This window comes from Brevundimonas sp. Leaf363, from assembly GCF_001424025.1.
Classification (GTDB): domain Bacteria; phylum Pseudomonadota; class Alphaproteobacteria; order Caulobacterales; family Caulobacteraceae; genus Brevundimonas.
Genome location: NZ_LMPZ01000002.1, coordinates 60,373 through 77,690, shown reverse-complemented (window position 1 = coordinate 77,690; position 17,318 = coordinate 60,373). Strand labels below are relative to the sequence as shown.

Below are 17,318 nucleotides of genomic sequence, written 5' to 3'. Positions count from 1 at the left end.
GAAGCCGGACGGCCCCGCGCGGGTGGGTGAGATCGGATAGGCGGGTCGTGTGATGCGAGGTCGATAGACCAGGGCGCCCGCGGAAGGATCGAAGCGGCGCGTTGGATTTGCCTTTAGCGGGCGCGCGCGGCCTCGACGATACGGCGGGCCGCATCGAAGGCGGTCTCTATATCCAGATCGGTCGTATCCAGCAAGACGGCGTCGTCGGCCTGGACCATCGGCGCCGCGCCGCGACCGGCGTCCCGTTCGTCGCGCGCCACGATGTCGGCCAGCATGGCCTCGTAGGCGATGTCGAAGCCGCGCGCCGTCAGCTGCTTCCAGCGGCGCGCGGCCCGCACCTCGGCGGTCGCGGTGATGAACAACTTGGCTTGAGCGTCCGGCGCGATGACGGTGCCGATGTCACGCCCGTCCAGCACGGCGCCGCCGTCCTGCTGCGCGAAGGCCTGCTGCAGCTCCAGCAGGGCGGCGCGCACGCCCGGATAGCCGGCCACGCGGCTGGCCGCCTCGCCCGCCTCGCCGGTGGTGAGGCGCTCATCCTCGGCCAGGCCGGCCGGAACCAGCGACCAGGCTGCGCCCTCTGCGGCGTCGGCGTCGTCCAGCGAGTGACCCTCGCCCAGCATCTTCACCCCGACAGCGCGGTACAGCAGGCCCGTATCCAGGTGCGGCAGCCCATAGGTCCGCGCCAGCCGCGCGGCGATGGTGCCCTTGCCCGATGCGGCCGGGCCGTCGACAGCGATCACGATAGGCATCAGGCGGCGGTTTCCACGCGAACGGGGGCGAGGCGCAGGCCCAGAGCCTGCATCACCTTGAAGATGGTCGACAGCTCGGGCCGCCCCTCTTCGCTGAGCGCCCGATACAACGCCGTGCGCGACAGTTCGGCGTCCTGAGCCATCTGCGTCATGCCCTTGGCCCGCGCGACATTGCCCAACGCCTTGGTGATGATCCGGGGATCGCCATATTCAGCCGCGTCCTCGAATGATGCGATCAGATAGTCTTCGACCGCCTCGGGGCTGTCGAGGAAATCGGCCGCATCATAGGCGTAGGTTTTGATCGCCATCGTCCAACTCTCCTGCCATGCGCTGGGCATCGGCGATGTCCCGGCTCTGGCTTGATTTGTCCCCTCCGCAGAGCAGGATCACGATCCTATTCCCGCGTTGGGTCGCGTAGAGACGGTAGCCCGGCCCGAAGTGTAGCCGTAGTTCAGTGACGCCGCCTCCGACCGATTTGGCGTCGCCCCACAGACCGTTCTCAAGGCGATCGAGCCGGGTGGTGATCCGAGCGATCGCCTGCCTGTCCCTCAAGCTTCGACGCCAACGCAGGAAGGCGTCGGTGTATCTCAGCTCGAGGATCAGATTGTCGTCTATAGGCGACAAATAGTCAAGCCTCGCCGATGGCGGCGCCCAGCCTGTTCATCATTTCCACGAACCCCGGGAAGCTGGTGGCGATCATGCCGGGTTCATCGACGGTGACGGGTTCGGCGGCGGCGAGGCCCAGGATCAGGTGGCTCATGGCGATACGGTGGTCGCTGTGGGTGGTGACGTTCGCCCCGCCGCGAACGGGGCCGCCGGTGACCGTGAAGCCCTCCGGCTCCTCCTCGACCTGGACGCCGCAGGCCTGCAGGCCCGCCACCATCAGGGCGATGCGGTCGCTTTCCTTGACGCGCATCTCGCCGATGCCGCGCATGATCGTCCGGCCGTCAGCAAAAGCCGCTGTAGCCGACAGGATAGGATATTCGTCGATCATCGAGGCGGCGCGCGCCTCTGGGACGACGATGCCCTTCAACTGGGAATAGCGGGCGGTGATGTCGCCGACGTCCTCGCCGCCGGCCTGGCGGCGGTTCGAGATGGTCAGGTCGGCGCCCATGTCGATCCAGGTCTGGAAGAGGCCGGTGCGCTGGAGATTGAGCATGACGCCCTCCACCGTCACTTCCGAGCCTGGAACCACCAGACCCGCCGCCAGAGGGAAGGCCGCCGACGACGGATCGCCCGGCACGGCCACGAACGTCCCCTTCAGCGGCTGACCACCGGCCAGTGACACCTTCCAGCCCTCGCCGATCTCTTCGACGCCGACCTCGGCCCCAAAGGCGCGCAGCATACGCTCGGTATGGTCGCGGCTCTTTTCCGGCTCCAGCACCGTGGTGACGCCCGACGCATTCAGGCCCGCCAGCAGGATGGCCGACTTCACCTGGGCCGAGGCGACGCTCTGCACATAGTCGATGGCGCCCAGCGCGCCGCCGTGCACGCGCACGGGAAGCCGGTCCTCGTCAGCCAGCCAGTCGAAGCGGGCGCCCATGGACGCCAGCGGGCCGGTGACCCGCTTCATCGGCCGCTTGCGCAGCGACGCGTCGCCGTCGAACCGGGCCTGGATCGGATAGCCGGCGGCCGCGCCCATCAGCAGACGCACGCCCGTGCCGGCGTTGCCGCAGTCGATGACCTCGGCGGGCGACTTCAGACCGCCCTGGCCTTCGACCCGCCAATGACCGTCGCCCAGCCGTTCGACACGGGCGCCGAAGGCCGCGGCGGCGCGGCCGGTGGCCAGGATGTCGTCGCCTTCCAGCAGGCCCTCGATTTCGGTGACGCCGGACGCCATCGCCCCGAAGATCAGGGCACGGTGGGACATCGACTTGTCGCCCGGCGCGCGCACGACGCCGGCCAGGGAGCGGGCAGGCCGCGCGGTCAGTTGTGAAGGCGTCGTCACCCGCTGAGGCTCCACGTCTGTGCTGGCGCGCGGGTGGCGCGAGGATTTGCGTTTTGACAGCGGCCCCATCGGGTGGCAAGTGAGCCGCCCTAAATCCCCCCCTCCCGCCAAAGGTATGCGCCCCGTGGCCAATCCTGAACTTGGCGCCAAGCAGATCTGCCCGAACTGCCAGGCCAAATTCTACGACCTCAACCGTCGCCCCGCCCACTGCCCCAAGTGCGCCACGGAGTTCGACCCCGAGGAAGCCCTGAAGAACCGCCGCGTCCGCGGTCGTCTCGCCCCCGGCTACGCCGCCGATGACGAGGCCGAGGATCAGGTCGCCGACAAGAAGGCGGACGCCGATGAAGAGGACGAGGACGAAGCCGTCACCGCCCCGGAAATCGACGAGGAAGGCCATGAGCCCATCCTAACGCCGGACGACGACGACGAAAGCACCCCGGCCGACGCTTCGGAAGAAGCCGGCATGGGCACGACCGACGGCGACGACGACGACGTCCTGGCCGACGACGACGATGACGATGTCCCGTTCATCGAGGACGAGGACGAAGACAATCTGGACGGCGAAATCTCGCGTCCGGGCAAGGACGAGGACTGACCAAAACAGCCTGTTTCGGGACGCGAAAAAAATCGCGTCCCGACGGGTTGATCGCGGAGGGGGCCTGACATAGGTTCCGCCGCCTCGCCGCAGGGGGCCCGCAGGGGTTTCGGCGGCGAACCGGCCGAAAGGCTTGGGGCTATAGCTCAGTTGGTAGAGCGCTTGAATGGCATTCAAGAGGTCAGCGGTTCGACTCCGCTTAGCTCCACCAGTTTCCTGAAGGGGTCGGACGCATGTCCGGCCCCTTCTTCGTTTCCGGCCCTGCAGGCCCTCTGCGTTGCGGCGACGCTGTCCCGTCCCCATCTGACAATCACGGCCAGCGCCCTGCCGATTTCGGGGGGCGATCGACGGCCGGGGGCTGCTTTCAAGGGCTCGAGGATCACGATGACGACGCGCACCATCCTGTTCGACAGCCCCTTTCTTCTGGGCTTCGACCACACCCGGGCCCTGATCGACCGGGCGGCCAAGGCGGCGGCCGAGAGCTATCCGCCCTACAATGTCGAACAGCGCGAGGACGGCGGGGTGCGCATCACCCTGGCGGTCGCCGGCTTTGCGCCGGACGAGCTGAGCGTCTCCGTCGAGGGGCGCCAGCTGACCCTGATCGGCAAGCGAGAGGGTCTGGCCAAGACCGAACAGGCCTTTTTGCATCGCGGCATCGCGGCGCGGGGCTTCGTCCGCAGCTTCGTGCTGGCGGATGGGCTGGAGGTCGAGACGGCCAGGCTGGAGCACGGCCTGCTGCACGTCGACATGAGCCGGCCGGAGCCCGAACGCACCGTGCGGCGCATCCCTATAACCGCCGGCTGAAGACGCGGCGGTCGAACCGCCCGGCGTTGTCGGGCGTTAGCAAGCTTGAGGAGGCGGTCCTATGACGCCCGTGATGATGATGACCAAAGAAGACTTCGCCGGCCTGGGCGCCCCAGACCTGGTGTATGTTCGCCAGATCCGCGCGGCCGATGTCCTGTCCGACACGCCTGTCACCGCCGTGAAGGGACTGGAGATCGACCCGGAAGCGACCCTGTACGCGGTCCACAGCGCCGATGGCGAGCGCCTGGCCGTGATGGTGGACCGCGAGTCCGCCTTCGCCGCCGCCGTGGCGCACGAACTGGCGCCGGTCTCTGTCCACTGACGGCTTAAGGGCAACCCTGTCCGTCATTGCGGGGCGAGCGTAGCGAGGAGACCTAAAGCCAGGAGATCACGCTTAGCGCGGGATGTATCGGCGGTCCGCTGCGCGGTCCAAGGAGCGACGATCTAGCGACCGAAGCTTCACGCCGCCGTGGTGGTGATTTCCTGGGGGACGAACATGGCCCGCACCGCGTCCTCCGACTTGGCTTGACGCAGGCGTTCGCGAAGCTCGGGAGAGCGCATGGCGCGCGAGACAGCCGCCAGGGCGCGCAGGTGGCCCGCGCCGTCGGCCGGCGGAGCGAACAGAGCGAACAACAGGTCGACCGGGCGATCGTCAACGGCACCGTAGGCGACCGGCGTGTCCAGTCGCACGAAAACGCCGGAGACGTGGGTCAGCCCCCTCAGGCGCGCATGCGGGACCGCGACGCCGGAGCCCAGGCCCGTGGCGCCCAGAGCCTCGCGCTCCATCAGCGCGTCGAACACGCGCTGGCCGTCGACGCCCAGGGCCGAAGCCGCAACCTCGGCCACCGCGTGCAACGCCTGCCGCTTGGACGACGCCCCGCCGCGCAGCACGATGCCGCCGTCCGACGCCAGAAGATCTCCGATTTCCATGAAATCCCCGACTCGAACGCGAACAACCCGCGAGGCGGGCGCCGTGTAGACGCACACGCCCCGCGAGGGAAGCTCTTACTAGTGACCGTTTGTTGAACCGTTACCGTTCAGGCGCACGCCCTGACGTTCAGGATCGATCCAGCCGACGTTGCCGTCGGGACGGCGATAGACGACCGACAGGCCGCCGTGCGCCGCGTTTCGGAACATGACGAGCGGATAGCCCGTCATATCGAGCTCCATGACCGCGCGTCCGACCGTGATGGTGCGGATCTCCGACTGCGTCTCGGCGATGACCATGCCGACGGGCGGCGGTTCGTCCGCGCGATCGGTGTCGCCGAAGGCGTCGTCCTCGACCGTGTCGGGATTGCGCAGGACGATGGAGTGCGCGACCTCGCGGGCCGCGTTCTCGGTCTTCTCGGGCGACAGGCCCTTGGGACCGATATGGTGGTCCTTCAGGCGCCGCTTGTAGCGACGGACGCGGGTTTCAAGCTTCGACAGGCTTTCGGTGAAGGCCGAATGGGCGTCGCCGCCCATGCCGGTCGTCACCACGACCTGACCCGAAGCAAGCCGGACCCAACAGTCCACCTTGAAGCTATGGCCCTCCTTGGCGACGATCACTTCGGCGTCCTGAGCTCCTCGCTCAAAGTATTTGCCGATGCCGTCTTCGAGTTCCTGGGAGATGCGCGAGCCTAACGCTTCGCCGACATCCACGTGCTTGCCGCTGACTTGGACTTGCATGCGGATAGAACGCGACCGGACGTCTTTGGTGTCAACGGCCGCTCACGCATTCGTGGGAATTCCGGAGCGGCCAGATGTCGCGCGCTGAAGTCCGCTCAGGCCGTCTTGAGCATCCGCTTGCGCGCGACAGACGACGGAATACGCAGGGCTTCCCGATACTTGGCTACGGTCCGGCGGGCGATGTCGATGCCCGCCTCCTTCAGAATTTCCACGATGCGGTCGTCGGAAAGGACGTCGCCGTCCGACCCCTCCGCATCGATCATCGATTTGATCCGGTGGCGCACCGCCTCGGCCGAATGGGTGGAGGCGCCGTCGACGGACTGAATGGCGGCGGTGAAGAAGAATTTCAGTTCGAACACGCCGCGCGGGGTCGAGACGTATTTGTTCGAGGTCACCCGGCTGACGGTGCTCTCGTGCATGCCGATGGCGTCGGCGACCGTCTTGAGGTTCAGCGGCCGCAGGAACTCGACGCCGAAGGCCAGAAAGGCGTCCTGCTGGCGCACGATCTCGCTGCCGACCTTGAGGATGGTCTTGGCCCGCTGATCCAGCGACTTGACCAGCCAGCTGGCCTGGGCGGCGCAGTCGGCGACGAAGGTCTTTTCAGTCTCGGTCCGCGCGCCGGCCTGGACCACGCCGTGATAGCGCTTGTCGATCAGCAGGCGTGGCAGGGTATCGGCGTTCAGCTCGACCCGCCAGCCGCCGGCGGGATCGGGCCGCACATGGACGTCGGGGATGACCGTCTGGGCCGGCTCGCCGCCGAACCCGGCGCCGGGGCGCGGCGTCAGGCCTCTCAGCTCGGCGATCATGTCGGTCAGGTCTTCGCCGTCGACGCCGCAGACCTTCTTCAGCCCGATCAGGTCGCGGCGCGCCAGAAGCTCCAGATTGTCCAGCAGGGCCGCCATGGCCGGGTCGAAGCGGTTGCGCTCGATCAGCTGCAGCTTCAGGCATTCGGGCACCGTGCGGGCCATGACGCCGGTCGGCTCGAACCCGTGGCAGACGGCCAGCACCGCCTCGACCCGCTCCAGCGCGCAGCCCAGGCGGTCCGCCACCTCAGCCAGTTCGATCCGCAGATACCCGCCCTCGTCCACCGCATCGATCAGGGTCAGGGCGATGGCCTGGTCCGGGGCGCTGAAGGCCGCCTGCGAGGCCTGGGCCTGCAGATGCTCCCACAGGGTCGCCTCATGTTCGTCGGGGCGTTCGTAGTCGCCTTCGGGCGCCGAGCCGCCGGCGCCGACGCGCGACCAGTCCGACAGGCCCGGCTGGCTGTCCTCGGCTGCGCGATCCGAGGCGCGCTCTCCGGGCGAGGCCTCGCCGTGCACGTCGTCGGATCGGGCGTCCACGGCGTCGCCGCCATCTTGGGCGCGGCCGTCGTCAAAGCTCATTTCGGCGCGATCCGCCGCCTCCGTGGCGGCCGGGGCGTCGCCCGTCTCGCCCTCGGGCTCGTCGCGCTGCAGCAGCGGGTTGCGCTCCAGCTCCTGCTCGACGAAGGCGTCCAGCTCCTGGTTCGACAGTTGCAGCAGCTTGATGGCCTGCTGCAGCTGGGGCGTGACGACCAGCCCCTGACCCTGCCTGACCTCCAGCCTCTGACCGAGCACCGCGTTTCCCCAGACTTTCCGCAGATGGGCCGACGTGGCCCGATACTTGCTGGAGCAGAATGTCGGGGGGAGGTTAACGCGAGGCGAACACGCCCCCGCTGCCGCATGCGATGCGGTGTCCGGACACGATCGCCGCCTGTCCGGACACGGGGTCGCTTGGAGATTGAGGCAGAGCGGGCTTTGCTGCCGCCATGACCGAGACACCCGAAACCGCCGCCGATCCCTGGGCCGAAATCCTGGACACGGTCCGCACCCTCATCATCGGCCTGGCGGCGGCGCTGACGCTGCACGCCGTCTTCCTGCAGCCCTTCACCATCCCCTCGTCCTCGATGGAGCCGGGGCTGAGGACCGGCGACTACATCGTGGTGTCCAAGCCGACCTACGGCTGGAGCCTGGCGTCCGTGTCGTTCAGCCCATGGGTGTCGGGGCGCGTCTTCGGGCGTGATCCGAAGCGCGGCGACGTGGTCGTGTTCCGCCTGCCGCGCGACCCGAAACAGGCGTGGATCAAGCGCGTCATCGGCCTGCCGGGCGACCGGGTCCAGATGATCGGCGGCCAGGTCGTCGTGAACGGACAGCCGTGGGCGCAGGAGGCGCTGGATCTGACCGTCGATCTGGACCGGCCAGAGCGCGTGGTGCGGCGGGTGCGCGAGACCCAGCCGTCAGGGCGCAGCTATGTCACCTACGACGGCGGCCAGACCCTTGCGGACGACACCGGCGTCTATGAGGTGCCTGCGGGGCAGTACCTGGTGATGGGCGACAATCGCGACAACTCGCTGGACGGGCGTTTTCCGGCGGACGTGGGGGTGGGGTTGCTGCCGGCCAGCAATCTGGTCGGCAAGGCGGAATGGGTGCTGGCGTCCTGGAAGCCCGGCGCGGGGCTGTTCAAGCCGTGGACCTGGCTGAATCTGAGGGGCGACCGGTTTTTCAAGCGGATCCAATAGGTTTTCCCTCTCCCAGAGGGAGAGGGCTTGAGGCTCGCAGAGCGAAGCGATGCGCCAAGCCGAACGGGTGAGGGGTGGCGGCAAACAGGATGGGGCGGTCCCCTCACCTTTGACGCTTCGCGCCGCCCTTCGGGTCGCGCAAAGACTGATCGCCTGACGGCTCTCAGGCGCTCAAGCCCTCTCCCTCTGGGAGAGGGAAGGGCTTAGCGGGCGCGGAATTCCTCGAAGCTCACCACGCCATCCCTGTTCGCGTCCAGCTTCGCAAACGCCGCCCGGTCGGACGAGACCTTGCCCGCCGCGGCCGCCAGCGACGGCGCCGCTACGGCCCCGATCGCCAGGCCGATCAGGGCGGCGATGATCGCCGGCGCGCGGCGCGTCTTGCGGGGCTGCCCTTCGATATGGGCCCGCAACGCCTCGGACGCCGTCACACCCGCCGCGCGGCAGCGCTCCATGAAGGCGGTCTTGGCCGCGTGCGACAGCCGGATCTCCAGCGTCTCGCTCTTCTTCGGGGTCATGCGTACATCTCGCCCAGATAGACCCGGCGGACCTCCGGGTCGTGGATCACCTCGTCGGCCGTGCCTTCGAACAGGACGGCGCCGCCCGAGATGATGGACGCGCGGTCGATGATGTCCAGCGTCTCGCGCACATTGTGGTCTGTGATCAGGACGCCGATCCCCTCGTCCGCCAGATAGCGGATGACCTGGCGGATATCGGCGATGGCCAGGGGGTCGATGCCTGCGAAGGGCTCGTCCAGCAGCATGAAGCTGGGCTTGCCGGCCAGCGAGCGGGCGATCTCGACCCTCCGCCGTTCGCCGCCCGACAGGCCGGAGGCGGGCGCGTGACGCAGGTGATCGATCCGCAGCTCTTCCAGCAGGCGGGTGACCTCCTCGGCCTGTCTGGCGCGCGACGGTTCGTGAAGCTCGACGACGGCGGCGATATTCTGCTCGACCGTCATGCCCCGGAAAATGGAGGCCTCCTGCGCCAGATAGCCCAGGCCCATGCGAGCGCGCTGGTACATCGGCTGCAGGGTGATGTCCTCGCCATCCAGCCAGATGGAGCCGCTGTCGGCCGGGATCAGGCCGGTGATCATGTAGAAGCAGGTGGTCTTGCCCGCGCCGTTGGGGCCCAGAAGGCCCGCGACCTCGCCCCGCTGGACCGTAAGCGAGACGTCGCGCACGACCTGACGGGCGCCGAAGCTGCGGGCGACGTTGCGCACGCGCAGACCCTTGTCGGCCACGGAGGGCGCCGGCGCCGGTGCGGGCGCCTCGTTGATGTTGAGGGCGGAGAGTTCCTTGCGGGCCACGGTCAGGGCGAGCCGTGAGGCTCAGCCTCCGTTCTGAGGATAGAAGACGCCCTGGATGCGCGTGCCGGAGCCGCCGCGCGGCGCGCCCTCCATCCGGGCCTGTTCCGTGCGCACGTTGTAGACCAGGCGGCCGCCGGTCAGGACGTTCTTGCCCTGGGTCAGGATGACGTCGCCGGTCACCACCACCTCGCCGTTGCCCAGCGTGTAGACGGCGCGGTCGCCGCGGATCGTCTCGTTGGCGGTGACGAAATAGACGCTGCCCGAAGCCTCGACCCGTTGCAGATCGCCGCCCGCGGTGAAGCCGTTGATGCTGTCGGCGCGCAGGCGGTTGGTCCCCTGCAGCACCTCGGCGGCGCCGCGCAGGGCGAAGCCGTTCGAGGTGTATTCGCCCGAGTTGGCGCCGTACATCACCGGCTGGTCCCCGGCGTTCGATTGCGCGCCCGCAGGGGCGGCGGCCAGCACGCCGGCGATGGCCAGCAGCGGCAGGAACGTGCGCACCTTGCGGTTCATGTCGATCACCTGTCCGAGGCGGGGTTGATGACCCCGCGCACCTTGTTGTCGCCCTGGCCGTTGAAAACGACCCGCTGGCCTTGGTCATAGATCGCATAGGACGAAGCGTTGATGGTTCCAAGGGGGCCGGCGCCCTGGACCCCCTTCGACCCCGTCACCACGCCAGTCGCCGTATCGACCACCGCCTCGGGCGTCGTCAGGGTGAAACCCGAACCGCCGTCGGTGATCTTTACGTTCGGACCGATCGTCACGGTGCGCGCCGCCTCGTTGTAGATGCCCGCGTCGGCGGTCATCTGCGTCACCTTGCGCCCGCCCAGGTTCAGCCGAAGCACCGGCCCGTTCAGACGGAAACGACCGGTTTGAGGGTCGCGCACCGCGCCCTGCGCCCCGATCATGAAGGCGCGCCCTTGCGCGTCCTGGCCATGGAACATGGGGTTATCGAGGCGGATTTCCTGCGTCTCGCTGGCCCGGCGCTCGACGCCAGACATGACCGAGCGGAAGATGGTCCACGTCAGCGCCCCGCCCGCCAGCACCAGGATGATGATGGGCAGAAGCCGGCGATACAGCCGCACCCGCTGGGACCGTTTGCGCCACGCCGCGCCCGCCTCGGCCAGCCGCGCCTCATCCCTCGCCTTCCTGGCCTCCAGGGTTTCGGCCGGTGCGGATGCCTGCGGATCGAGGTCGGTCATGCGGATCAGGCGTGGGCGAAGATGTCGATTTCATCCCAACCTTCCAGGTCCAGCCTGGACCGGGTCGGCAGGAAGTCGAAGCACGCCTTGGCCAGCTTCATCCGGCCCTCGCGGACCAGCATCTCGTCCAGCTTCGCCTTGATGACGTGCAGGTGCAGGACGTCGGAGGCGGCGTATTCCAGCTGGGCCTGGCTGAGGCGCTCATTGCCCCAGTCCGAGGACTGCTGCGCCTTGGACATGTCCACGCCCGCCAGTTCGCGCGCCACATCCTTCAGGCCGTGGCGGTCGGTGTAGGTGCGCGCCAGCTTGGAGGCGATCTTGGTGCAATAGACCGGCCGCGTCTCGATCCCGAGATGCAGCTGGAACATGGCGATGTCGAAGCGGCCGAAGTGGAAGATCTTCAGCACGTTCGGGTCGCCCATCAGCTTTTTCAGGTTCGGGCAGTCGTAGTCGGGGCGCTTCAGCCGCACCACGTGGGCGTCGCCGTCGCCGGACGACAGCTGGACCACGCACAGCGGATCGCGCCGATAACGCAGGCCCATCGTCTCGGAATCCACCGCCACCGACGGTCCCAGGTCAAGCCCGGCGGGCAGATCGCCTTCGTGCAGGTGGATGGTCATGAAAGCAGGGCCTCAAAAGTCGCGCGCGTCCGCCCTCAAGTAGCGTCTCGCCGCGCGAGACGCGATAGGGCCGAGAAATCTGCGCCAAAAACAGAAACGGCGCCGCCCGTCAGGACGACGCCGTTTCAAAATATGGTGCCCAGAAGAGGACTCGAACCTCCACGACCTTTCGATCACTGGCACCTGAAGCCAGCGCGTCTACCAATTCCGCCATCTGGGCCCAGAACCGCGCCGCCGAGGCGTGCCGTTCCGGAAGGCGCGGACCCTTAAGGCAGTGATCCGGTGCGGTCAACGGCGGATTTCATGTTGTGAACGCGCATTAAGCCTCTTCTCTTACCGGGCGTTTCCGGCCGCCGGCCTAGAGCTGTGGGATGAACGCCCACGTCTCCGACTTCCAAGCCGTCCAGGACGACCGCCGGGCGAGGCCGCGCAAGCCACACCGGCTGCGGCGCCGGGCGCTGGAACGCGTGCGTCTGCTGGGCGAGGCCGTCGACCTGATCAGACCCGAAGAGGTCATGCACCACGTCCAGGCCTGGGTCGCAGAGGGCAGGAAGGCGCTGGTCGCCAACCACAATCTGAACAGCATGAAGCTGGTCCGCGAGAACGACGGCATGCGCCGCTTCTACGACCAGGCGGACATGATCGAGGTCGATTCGACGCCGCTGATCTGGTTCGCGCGCCTGATCGGCCTGCACAGCCGGCCGCTGCATCGCTGCACCTACCTGGACTGGCGCGAGCATTTCTGGAGCGTGGCCAATCGGTCGGGCTGGAAGGTGCTTTACCTGGGCGGGGCGCCCGGCGTGGCCGAAGCCGCCGTCGCCAACGTCGCCGCCCGCTATCCCGGCGCGCGCATCCTGGCCCGCCACGGCTACTTCGACGCCGCGCCCGGTTCGGCCGAGAACGCCTCGGTGGTCGCCCAGATCGAGGCCTTCCAGCCCGACGTCCTGTTCGTCGGCATGGGAATGCCGCGCCAGGAGGCGTGGATCATGTCCAACCTCGACGCCCTGCCCGATTGCGTCATCTTCTCCGTCGGAGCCGCCTTCGACTATGAAGCCGGTGTCCAGAAGTCGGCGCCGCGCTGGATGGGCCAGGCGGGGCTGGAGTGGCTTTATCGCCTGCTGTGCGATCCGAAGCGTCTGGCCCGCCGCTATCTCTACGAGCCCTGGGCCCTGACCCCGCGCATCCTGTCCGATGTGACCCAGGCGGCGCGGCGCCGCCTGAAGCCCGCGCGCACACCCCGCAACGCCCCCGCCCCGGCCGGACCGCCGAAGCCGGCCGGCCGTTGAGTTTCGGCCCGAGTGAAGAGTGCTGGTGAGCAAGGCGTGATCAGGCGAGCGCGCATCGGCTCACCTCTTGCTCACTCGCCCTCTTCACCCCTCCATCCGCACCACGGTTCAACCCTCCGCCGCGTCCTCGATGGCGTGGATCTGGTCGTCGTCCAGGCCGAAGTGGTGGCCGATCTCGTGGATCAGGACGTGGGCGATCAGCTCGGCCAGGCCGACATTCCCGCGCTCGCACCATTCGTCCAGGATCGGGCGGCGATAGAGGAAGATGCGCGAAGGCTCGGCCGCCGGTCCCAGGCTGTCGCGCCGGCCGATGTCGACGCCGTGATAGAGGCCCGACAGCTCGAACGGATCCTCGATCCCCAATCCGTCCAGCGTCTCGTCATCGGCGAAGTCGTCGATGCGAAGGACGACCTCCCCGGCTGCTGATCGGAACTCGGGCGGCAGGGCGTCGAAGGCCTCGCGGGCCAACCTTGCGAAGTCGTCGAGCGAAGGGGCGATCGGGTCGGTCATGGCCCCTGTATGGATACGACCCGAAACGGGATCAAATCGGCGGATGGTCGCGCGTGGCTTTTCGCGCGGCTGGGGTATGGTGAACGCCGAATCAGACCGGGAAGAAGATGGCAGGGGCCGACCTCGCCTATGTCGCGACCGCCGGGGCCACCGGGCTGGCGCTGGCGCTGAGCCTGTGGGGCGTGAGGTTGCGCGCCTCGCTGAACGCCGAGCGCGACCGCAGCGACGCCGCCCGCGAGGCGCTGGCCCAGGCGCTGGCGGAGCACCGCGCGGCGCTGGCCGCCTTCGACGACATGCGCATCCCGGTCGGGCCGGACGCCACAGCCGGTCCGGCGCTGGGCGATCCCGCCGTGGCGCGGGCCTTCGCCAACGCCGAGACCGCCGATTCCGCCCCCATCCTGGACGCCGTGCGCGAGGCCGCGCCGGGGCGCCTGGCCGCCCTGGTCGAGCGGGGCGAACCCATGGACCTGACCCTAGCCCACGCCGAGCGGCTCTGGCGCGTCGAGGGGCGGGCCAGCGCGGGCGAGGCCTGGCTGCGACTGGCCCCGGCCGATCCGGCGCCCGGCGCCGTCGAGGGCGCGTCCGAAAGCGGGCTGGGCCTCTTGGCCGACGTCTCCCCCTCCCCGGCCTGGGTCGTGGACGCGGCCGGGCGGCTGGTCTGGGCCAACCGCGCCTGGCTGACCGAGATGCGGGTCGAGACCCTGGAAGAGGCGCGCAAGGCCGCCCTCAGCTTCGATCGCGGGGCCGACGCCCTGATCGCCGAGGCGCGGCGGCTGAACGGCCGGCAGGAGGGCTTCCGCTGGGTCTCCGGCGGCGGACGCCGCAAGGCCTGGCTGGTCATCGCCGAGCCGGCGCCGGGCGCGGCCGGCGCGGTCCTGGCCTTCGCCATCGACATGACCGAGGCCGAGGAGACGCGCGACACCCTGCGTCGCCACGTCGAGGCCCACGACGAAACCCTGAACCATCTGGCCGACGCCGTGGTCATCTTCGGCCCGTCCAAGCGGCTCGCCTTCCACAACCGCGCCTTCCAGACCCTGTTCGATCTGGAGCCCGCCTGGCTGGACGACCGGCCCACCCACGCCGAACTGCTGGACCGCCTGCGCCAGACCCGCCAGCTGCCCGAGGTGGTCGACTATTCCGGCTGGCGCGCCCGCGAGCTGGACTTCTACGGGGCGTCGGAGGCCGCACCGGACGACAGCTGGTCCCTGCCCGACGGCCGCACGCTGCGCGTGGTGCGCCAGCCGCACCCGCTGGGCGGCGTGCTGCTGCTGTTCTCGGACATCACCGACGAACTGCGCCTGCGCAGCCGCTTCAACGCCCAGATCCAGGTCCAGCGCGCGACGCTGGACAAGCTGAACGACGCGGTCGCCGTGTTCGGGTCGGACGGCCGCCTGCGCCTGCACAACGAGGCGTTCGAGAGCTTCTGGGCTTTGTCCGGCGAGCGGCTGACGGCGGCGGGCGACTTCGACCGCATCGCCGAACTGTGCAAGGCGGTCCTGCCCGACCCGGCCTTGTGGCTCAGCCTGAAGGCGCGCGTCGCCGATCCCGATCCTGAAAGCCGCGTGCCGATCTCGGGCGAAGGGCGCACCGCCGACGGCCGCGTGGCCGCGTGGCAGACGCGCCCCCTGCCCGACGGCGCCACCCTGGTCGCCTTCTCCGATGTCACCGCCCGGCGCGAGCTGGAGCAGGCGTTGGCCGCCAAGGCCGCGGCGCTGGATGAGAGCCAGGCGCTGAAGAGGGAGTTCGTCGGTTCCGTCAGCTATGAACTGCGCACGCCCCTGACGACGATCGTCGGCTATTCCGAGCTGCTGGAGACCCTGGGCGACCTGCCCGAGCGCAGCCGCCAGCACGCGGGAGCCATCCGCGTCGCCGCCAGCCAGCTGGCCGCCTCGATCGACGACGTGCTGGACATGGCCCAGATCGATGCCGGCGAGATGGAGCTGACGCTGGGCGACGTGCGGATCCGCGACATCCTGGACGAGGCCGCCGAGCGGGTGCGCCCGCGCATCGTCGGCCGGGGCGCGGTCCTGACCGTCAGCTGCCCCACAGGCCTGCCGACCATCCGGGCGGACGAGCGCCGCCTGGTCCAGGCCATCGACCACCTGCTGGACAACGCCGCCCGCGCGGTCTCCGACGACGGCGCCGTCACCCTGTCCGCCGAGGCGGGCGCCGGCGGCGAGGTCCGCATCCGCATCGAGGACACCGGCCGGGGCATCCCGTACCACCTGCAGGCCCATGTCTTCGACCGCTTCGTCAAACGCGAGCGCGGCGGCCCCGGCGTCGGCCTGGCCCTGGTCAAGGCCCTGGTCGAACTCCACGGCGGCTGGGCCGAGGTGCAGAGCGAACCGGGGAAAGGCGCGGCCTTCATCCTGCACGTACCGGCGGAGCCGCCGGTGCAGGTCGGGGCCCCGGAGCTGGCGCTGGGCTAGGCCGCCATCGCCGGGGTGGCCGCGGCGATCGTGACGGCCGGAGCCGGTAGCATGACCCGGAAGGTGGAGCCGCTGCCCACCCGCGTTTCGGTGGTGATCTCCCCGTTCATGGACGTGACCAGCCGCTTGGCGAGCGCCAGGCTCAGGCCCGCCCCGTCGACGGAGCGCGTGGCGGAATCGTCGCCCTGGCTGAACGGCGTAAACAGGCGAGACTGAGTTTCGGGCGACATGCCCACGCCGGTGTCCGCAACCACGAACGTCACTCGATCGGGCGTCGCTTCCAGCTCCAGACGGACCGAGCCCTGGGGGGTGAACTGGATCGCGTTGTCGATCAGGGCGTGCAGCACCTTGGCCACGCGACCCGCATCCCCGAGCCGGACGCCGGTCGGTTCGAACGCTTCGGTCATGGCCAACCGCTTCGCCACGGCCTTTCCATGCAGGCCCGCCGCCACCTGGGCGAACACCGCCGCCGGATCGAACGCCTGCGCTTCCGGCGCGGCCAGGGTGGCGTCGACGTGCGCCATCTCCAGGATGCGCTCGATCATGCTGAGCAAATGCTCGCCGGACTGCTTGATTATACCGACCTGAGCGCGCTGCGGTCCGGTCAGGCCGCTCATCGTCAGCACCTCCGACATACCGAGCACGCCGTTCAGGGGTGTCCGAAGCTCGTGGCTCATGTTGGCGAGGAAGCGGGTCTTTGCGACATTGGCGGCGTCGGCCGCGGCCAGCGCGTCGCTCAACGCCGCCTCGCTGTGGCTCAGGCGGCGGACGTTACTGGCGATGCGCCGCCACATTGCGGCTGCGGCGATCATGAAGGCGATGAACAGGCCCGCGAACACCGGGATGAGGGTCATGAGCACCTGCCGACCCGGCCGTTCCGGCGTCCAGGCAAGGCCGGCCAGCACCGCCCCGTCCTCGGATCGCAGACGGCTCAGACTTGGCGCATCCGCCGCCGTCAGCCGCGGCGCGCTGAGCCCCAGGTCCGCACTCATGGCGGTTACCAGCGCCTGGACTGGCTTGGCCGAGATCACGACGGCGTCCTCGGGCGGGCGCGCCACGGGCGTTTCCGCCTCAGGGACGATGGTCGCCGCCGCGACCAGGTATAGCTGACCGCCCGCACGGACGACGCCCGAGCGGGTGGCGACGGCGGCGAAGCCGACGGCCCGGCGGCGCTTGGCGTCCGTCGAATCCTTGCGCACCTCGGCCAGCAGGCTCTGCGTCGCGGCGATGATGGGCGCCTCGCTGGCCGCACTTGCCGGCTCGCTGTCGCGCGACGCCTGCAGCAGCCGGCCATCCCCGTCGAAGACCAGGGTGACGGCATGGTCCATATAGTCGGCGTAGTAGTCGCCGAAGTTGACCTGCATCCACTCCCGGTCGTCGCGCTCGATAGCCGTGACGGCGTCGTTCCAGATGGTGGCGGAGGTGATGTCTTCAGAAATCGAAGCCAGGCTGCGGGTCACGCGACGCTCGACCAGGGCCTGCTCGTCACGCAACGCTCGAGCGTCGATCGCGCGGCTGACCAGGAACAGCGCCAACGCCATGCCCAGGCAGACGACGCCAAGAATAGTGGCGGCGCCGATCTTCATCAGCCGCATCTCGTGCGCCTGGCCGCTGCGGGCGTGGTCCATGGCTAGCTTTCCCGGCCTTCCTGGTGTGACCGTCCCACCTCAG

20 protein-coding genes and 2 tRNA genes are annotated in these 17,318 nt (G+C 69.0%); 7 read left to right on the top strand and 15 right to left on the bottom strand.

Annotation, left to right across the window (positions count from 1 at the left end; all coding sequences use genetic code 11):
* Positions 1–113 precede the first annotated feature (113 nt).
* The 4 genes from cmk to aroA are packed head-to-tail and all read right to left on the bottom strand — an operon-like array spanning position 114 to position 2,697.
* Positions 114–749 carry a (d)CMP kinase gene (gene cmk / locus ASG17_RS03525; RefSeq protein WP_056099266.1) on the bottom strand — a complete coding sequence of 212 codons (636 nt, stop codon included), beginning with the start codon at positions 747–749 and terminating at the stop codon, positions 114–116.
* Positions 749–1,057: an addiction module antidote protein gene (locus tag ASG17_RS03520; protein WP_056099263.1), complete on the bottom strand. Its 309-nt coding sequence runs from the start codon at positions 1,055–1,057 to the stop codon at positions 749–751. Before ASG17_RS03520 ends, cmk begins: the two co-directional genes overlap by 1 nt.
* On the bottom strand, positions 1,032–1,373 hold the full coding sequence (locus ASG17_RS15110) for a type II toxin-antitoxin system RelE/ParE family toxin (protein ID WP_255353993.1): 342 nt from the start codon (positions 1,371–1,373) through the stop codon (positions 1,032–1,034). The genes ASG17_RS03520 and ASG17_RS15110 overlap by 26 nt, the downstream gene beginning before the upstream one ends.
* A 4-nt stretch (positions 1,374–1,377) precedes the next feature.
* Complete coding sequence (gene aroA, locus ASG17_RS03515; RefSeq protein ID WP_056099260.1) at positions 1,378–2,697, bottom strand: 3-phosphoshikimate 1-carboxyvinyltransferase; 1,320 nt, start codon at positions 2,695–2,697, stop codon at positions 1,378–1,380.
* A gap of 124 nt (positions 2,698–2,821) precedes the next feature.
* On the opposite strand from aroA, the gene ASG17_RS03510 reads away from it, so the two are divergent.
* The 4 genes from ASG17_RS03510 to ASG17_RS03495 all read left to right on the top strand — a co-directional run bounded on the left by ASG17_RS03510 (position 2,822) and on the right by ASG17_RS03495 (position 4,418).
* Entirely contained in the window at positions 2,822–3,292 is a 471-nt protein-coding gene (locus ASG17_RS03510) for a TIGR02300 family protein (protein ID WP_056103032.1), read from the top strand.
* Positions 3,293–3,427: 135 nt separating this feature from the next.
* Positions 3,428–3,503, top strand: a tRNA-Ala gene (locus ASG17_RS03505).
* A gap of 173 nt (positions 3,504–3,676) precedes the next feature.
* On the top strand, positions 3,677–4,096 hold the full coding sequence (locus ASG17_RS03500; protein WP_056099258.1) for an Hsp20 family protein: 420 nt from the start codon (positions 3,677–3,679) through the stop codon (positions 4,094–4,096).
* Positions 4,097–4,157: 61 nt separating this feature from the next.
* Positions 4,158–4,418 carry a DUF1150 domain-containing protein gene (locus ASG17_RS03495; RefSeq protein ID WP_056099255.1) on the top strand — a complete coding sequence of 87 codons (261 nt, stop codon included), beginning with the start codon at positions 4,158–4,160 and terminating at the stop codon, positions 4,416–4,418.
* Positions 4,419–4,555: 137 nt separating this feature from the next.
* On the opposite strand, the gene ASG17_RS03490 is transcribed toward ASG17_RS03495, so the two are convergent.
* From ASG17_RS03490 to rpoN, 3 genes are all read right to left on the bottom strand, one after another.
* Entirely contained in the window at positions 4,556–5,026 is a 471-nt protein-coding gene (locus tag ASG17_RS03490; protein ID WP_056099252.1) for a PTS sugar transporter subunit IIA, read from the bottom strand.
* Positions 5,027–5,104: 78 nt separating this feature from the next.
* Positions 5,105–5,764: a ribosome hibernation-promoting factor, HPF/YfiA family gene (gene hpf / locus ASG17_RS03485; protein WP_056099248.1), complete on the bottom strand. Its 660-nt coding sequence runs from the start codon at positions 5,762–5,764 to the stop codon at positions 5,105–5,107.
* Positions 5,765–5,859: 95 nt separating this feature from the next.
* The gene (gene rpoN / locus ASG17_RS03480; RefSeq protein ID WP_056099247.1) at positions 5,860–7,359 is read right to left on the bottom strand and encodes an RNA polymerase factor sigma-54; all 1,500 of its coding nucleotides are present in this window, start codon (positions 7,357–7,359) and stop codon (positions 5,860–5,862) included.
* A 191-nt stretch (positions 7,360–7,550) separates the two neighbouring features.
* Between rpoN and lepB the strand changes: the two genes are divergently transcribed.
* A complete protein-coding gene (lepB, locus tag ASG17_RS03475; RefSeq protein WP_056099243.1) occupies positions 7,551–8,300 on the top strand; it encodes a signal peptidase I in 750 nt (249 codons plus the stop codon).
* Between the two features lie 203 nt (positions 8,301–8,503).
* Here the strand turns inward: lepB and ASG17_RS03470 are convergent, their stop codons facing one another.
* From ASG17_RS03470 to ASG17_RS03445, 6 genes are all read right to left on the bottom strand, one after another.
* The gene (locus ASG17_RS03470) at positions 8,504–8,815 is read right to left on the bottom strand and encodes an EF-hand domain-containing protein (protein ID WP_056099241.1); all 312 of its coding nucleotides are present in this window, start codon (positions 8,813–8,815) and stop codon (positions 8,504–8,506) included.
* A complete protein-coding gene (gene lptB, locus ASG17_RS03465) occupies positions 8,812–9,603 on the bottom strand; it encodes an LPS export ABC transporter ATP-binding protein (protein ID WP_082496095.1) in 792 nt (263 codons plus the stop codon). Before lptB ends, ASG17_RS03470 begins: the two co-directional genes overlap by 4 nt.
* Positions 9,604–9,624: 21 nt before the next feature.
* Positions 9,625–10,113, bottom strand: coding sequence for an LptA/OstA family protein (locus ASG17_RS03460; protein WP_056103026.1), 489 nt, complete (start codon positions 10,111–10,113; stop codon positions 9,625–9,627).
* Between the two features lie 5 nt (positions 10,114–10,118).
* Positions 10,119–10,802, bottom strand: coding sequence for an LPS export ABC transporter periplasmic protein LptC (gene lptC / locus ASG17_RS03455; protein ID WP_056099236.1), 684 nt, complete (start codon positions 10,800–10,802; stop codon positions 10,119–10,121).
* Positions 10,803–10,807: 5 nt separating this feature from the next.
* Positions 10,808–11,422 (bottom strand): ribonuclease D, encoded by a 615-nt coding sequence (locus ASG17_RS03450; protein ID WP_056099233.1) that lies wholly within the window; start codon positions 11,420–11,422, stop codon positions 10,808–10,810.
* A 133-nt stretch (positions 11,423–11,555) separates the two neighbouring features.
* Positions 11,556–11,642: transfer RNA gene (locus ASG17_RS03445), tRNA-Leu, on the bottom strand.
* Between the two features lie 151 nt (positions 11,643–11,793).
* On the opposite strand from ASG17_RS03445, the gene ASG17_RS03440 reads away from it, so the two are divergent.
* Positions 11,794–12,708, top strand: a complete 915-nt coding sequence (locus ASG17_RS03440) for a WecB/TagA/CpsF family glycosyltransferase (RefSeq protein WP_056099230.1) — start codon at positions 11,794–11,796, stop codon at positions 12,706–12,708.
* Positions 12,709–12,816: 108 nt separating this feature from the next.
* Here ASG17_RS03440 and ASG17_RS03435 read toward each other — a convergent pair whose 3' ends face one another.
* Positions 12,817–13,218 (bottom strand): metallopeptidase family protein, encoded by a 402-nt coding sequence (locus ASG17_RS03435; protein WP_056099227.1) that lies wholly within the window; start codon positions 13,216–13,218, stop codon positions 12,817–12,819.
* A 107-nt stretch (positions 13,219–13,325) separates the two neighbouring features.
* On the opposite strand from ASG17_RS03435, the gene ASG17_RS03430 reads away from it, so the two are divergent.
* Positions 13,326–15,647 carry a PAS domain-containing sensor histidine kinase gene (locus ASG17_RS03430; RefSeq protein WP_056099224.1) on the top strand — a complete coding sequence of 774 codons (2,322 nt, stop codon included), beginning with the start codon at positions 13,326–13,328 and terminating at the stop codon, positions 15,645–15,647.
* Here ASG17_RS03430 and ASG17_RS03425 read toward each other — a convergent pair.
* Positions 15,644–17,275, bottom strand: a complete 1,632-nt coding sequence (locus ASG17_RS03425) for an ATP-binding protein (RefSeq protein WP_056099221.1) — start codon at positions 17,273–17,275, stop codon at positions 15,644–15,646. The two genes, ASG17_RS03430 and ASG17_RS03425, sit on opposite strands and share 4 nt — an antisense overlap.
* Positions 17,276–17,318: the final 43 nt, after the last annotated feature.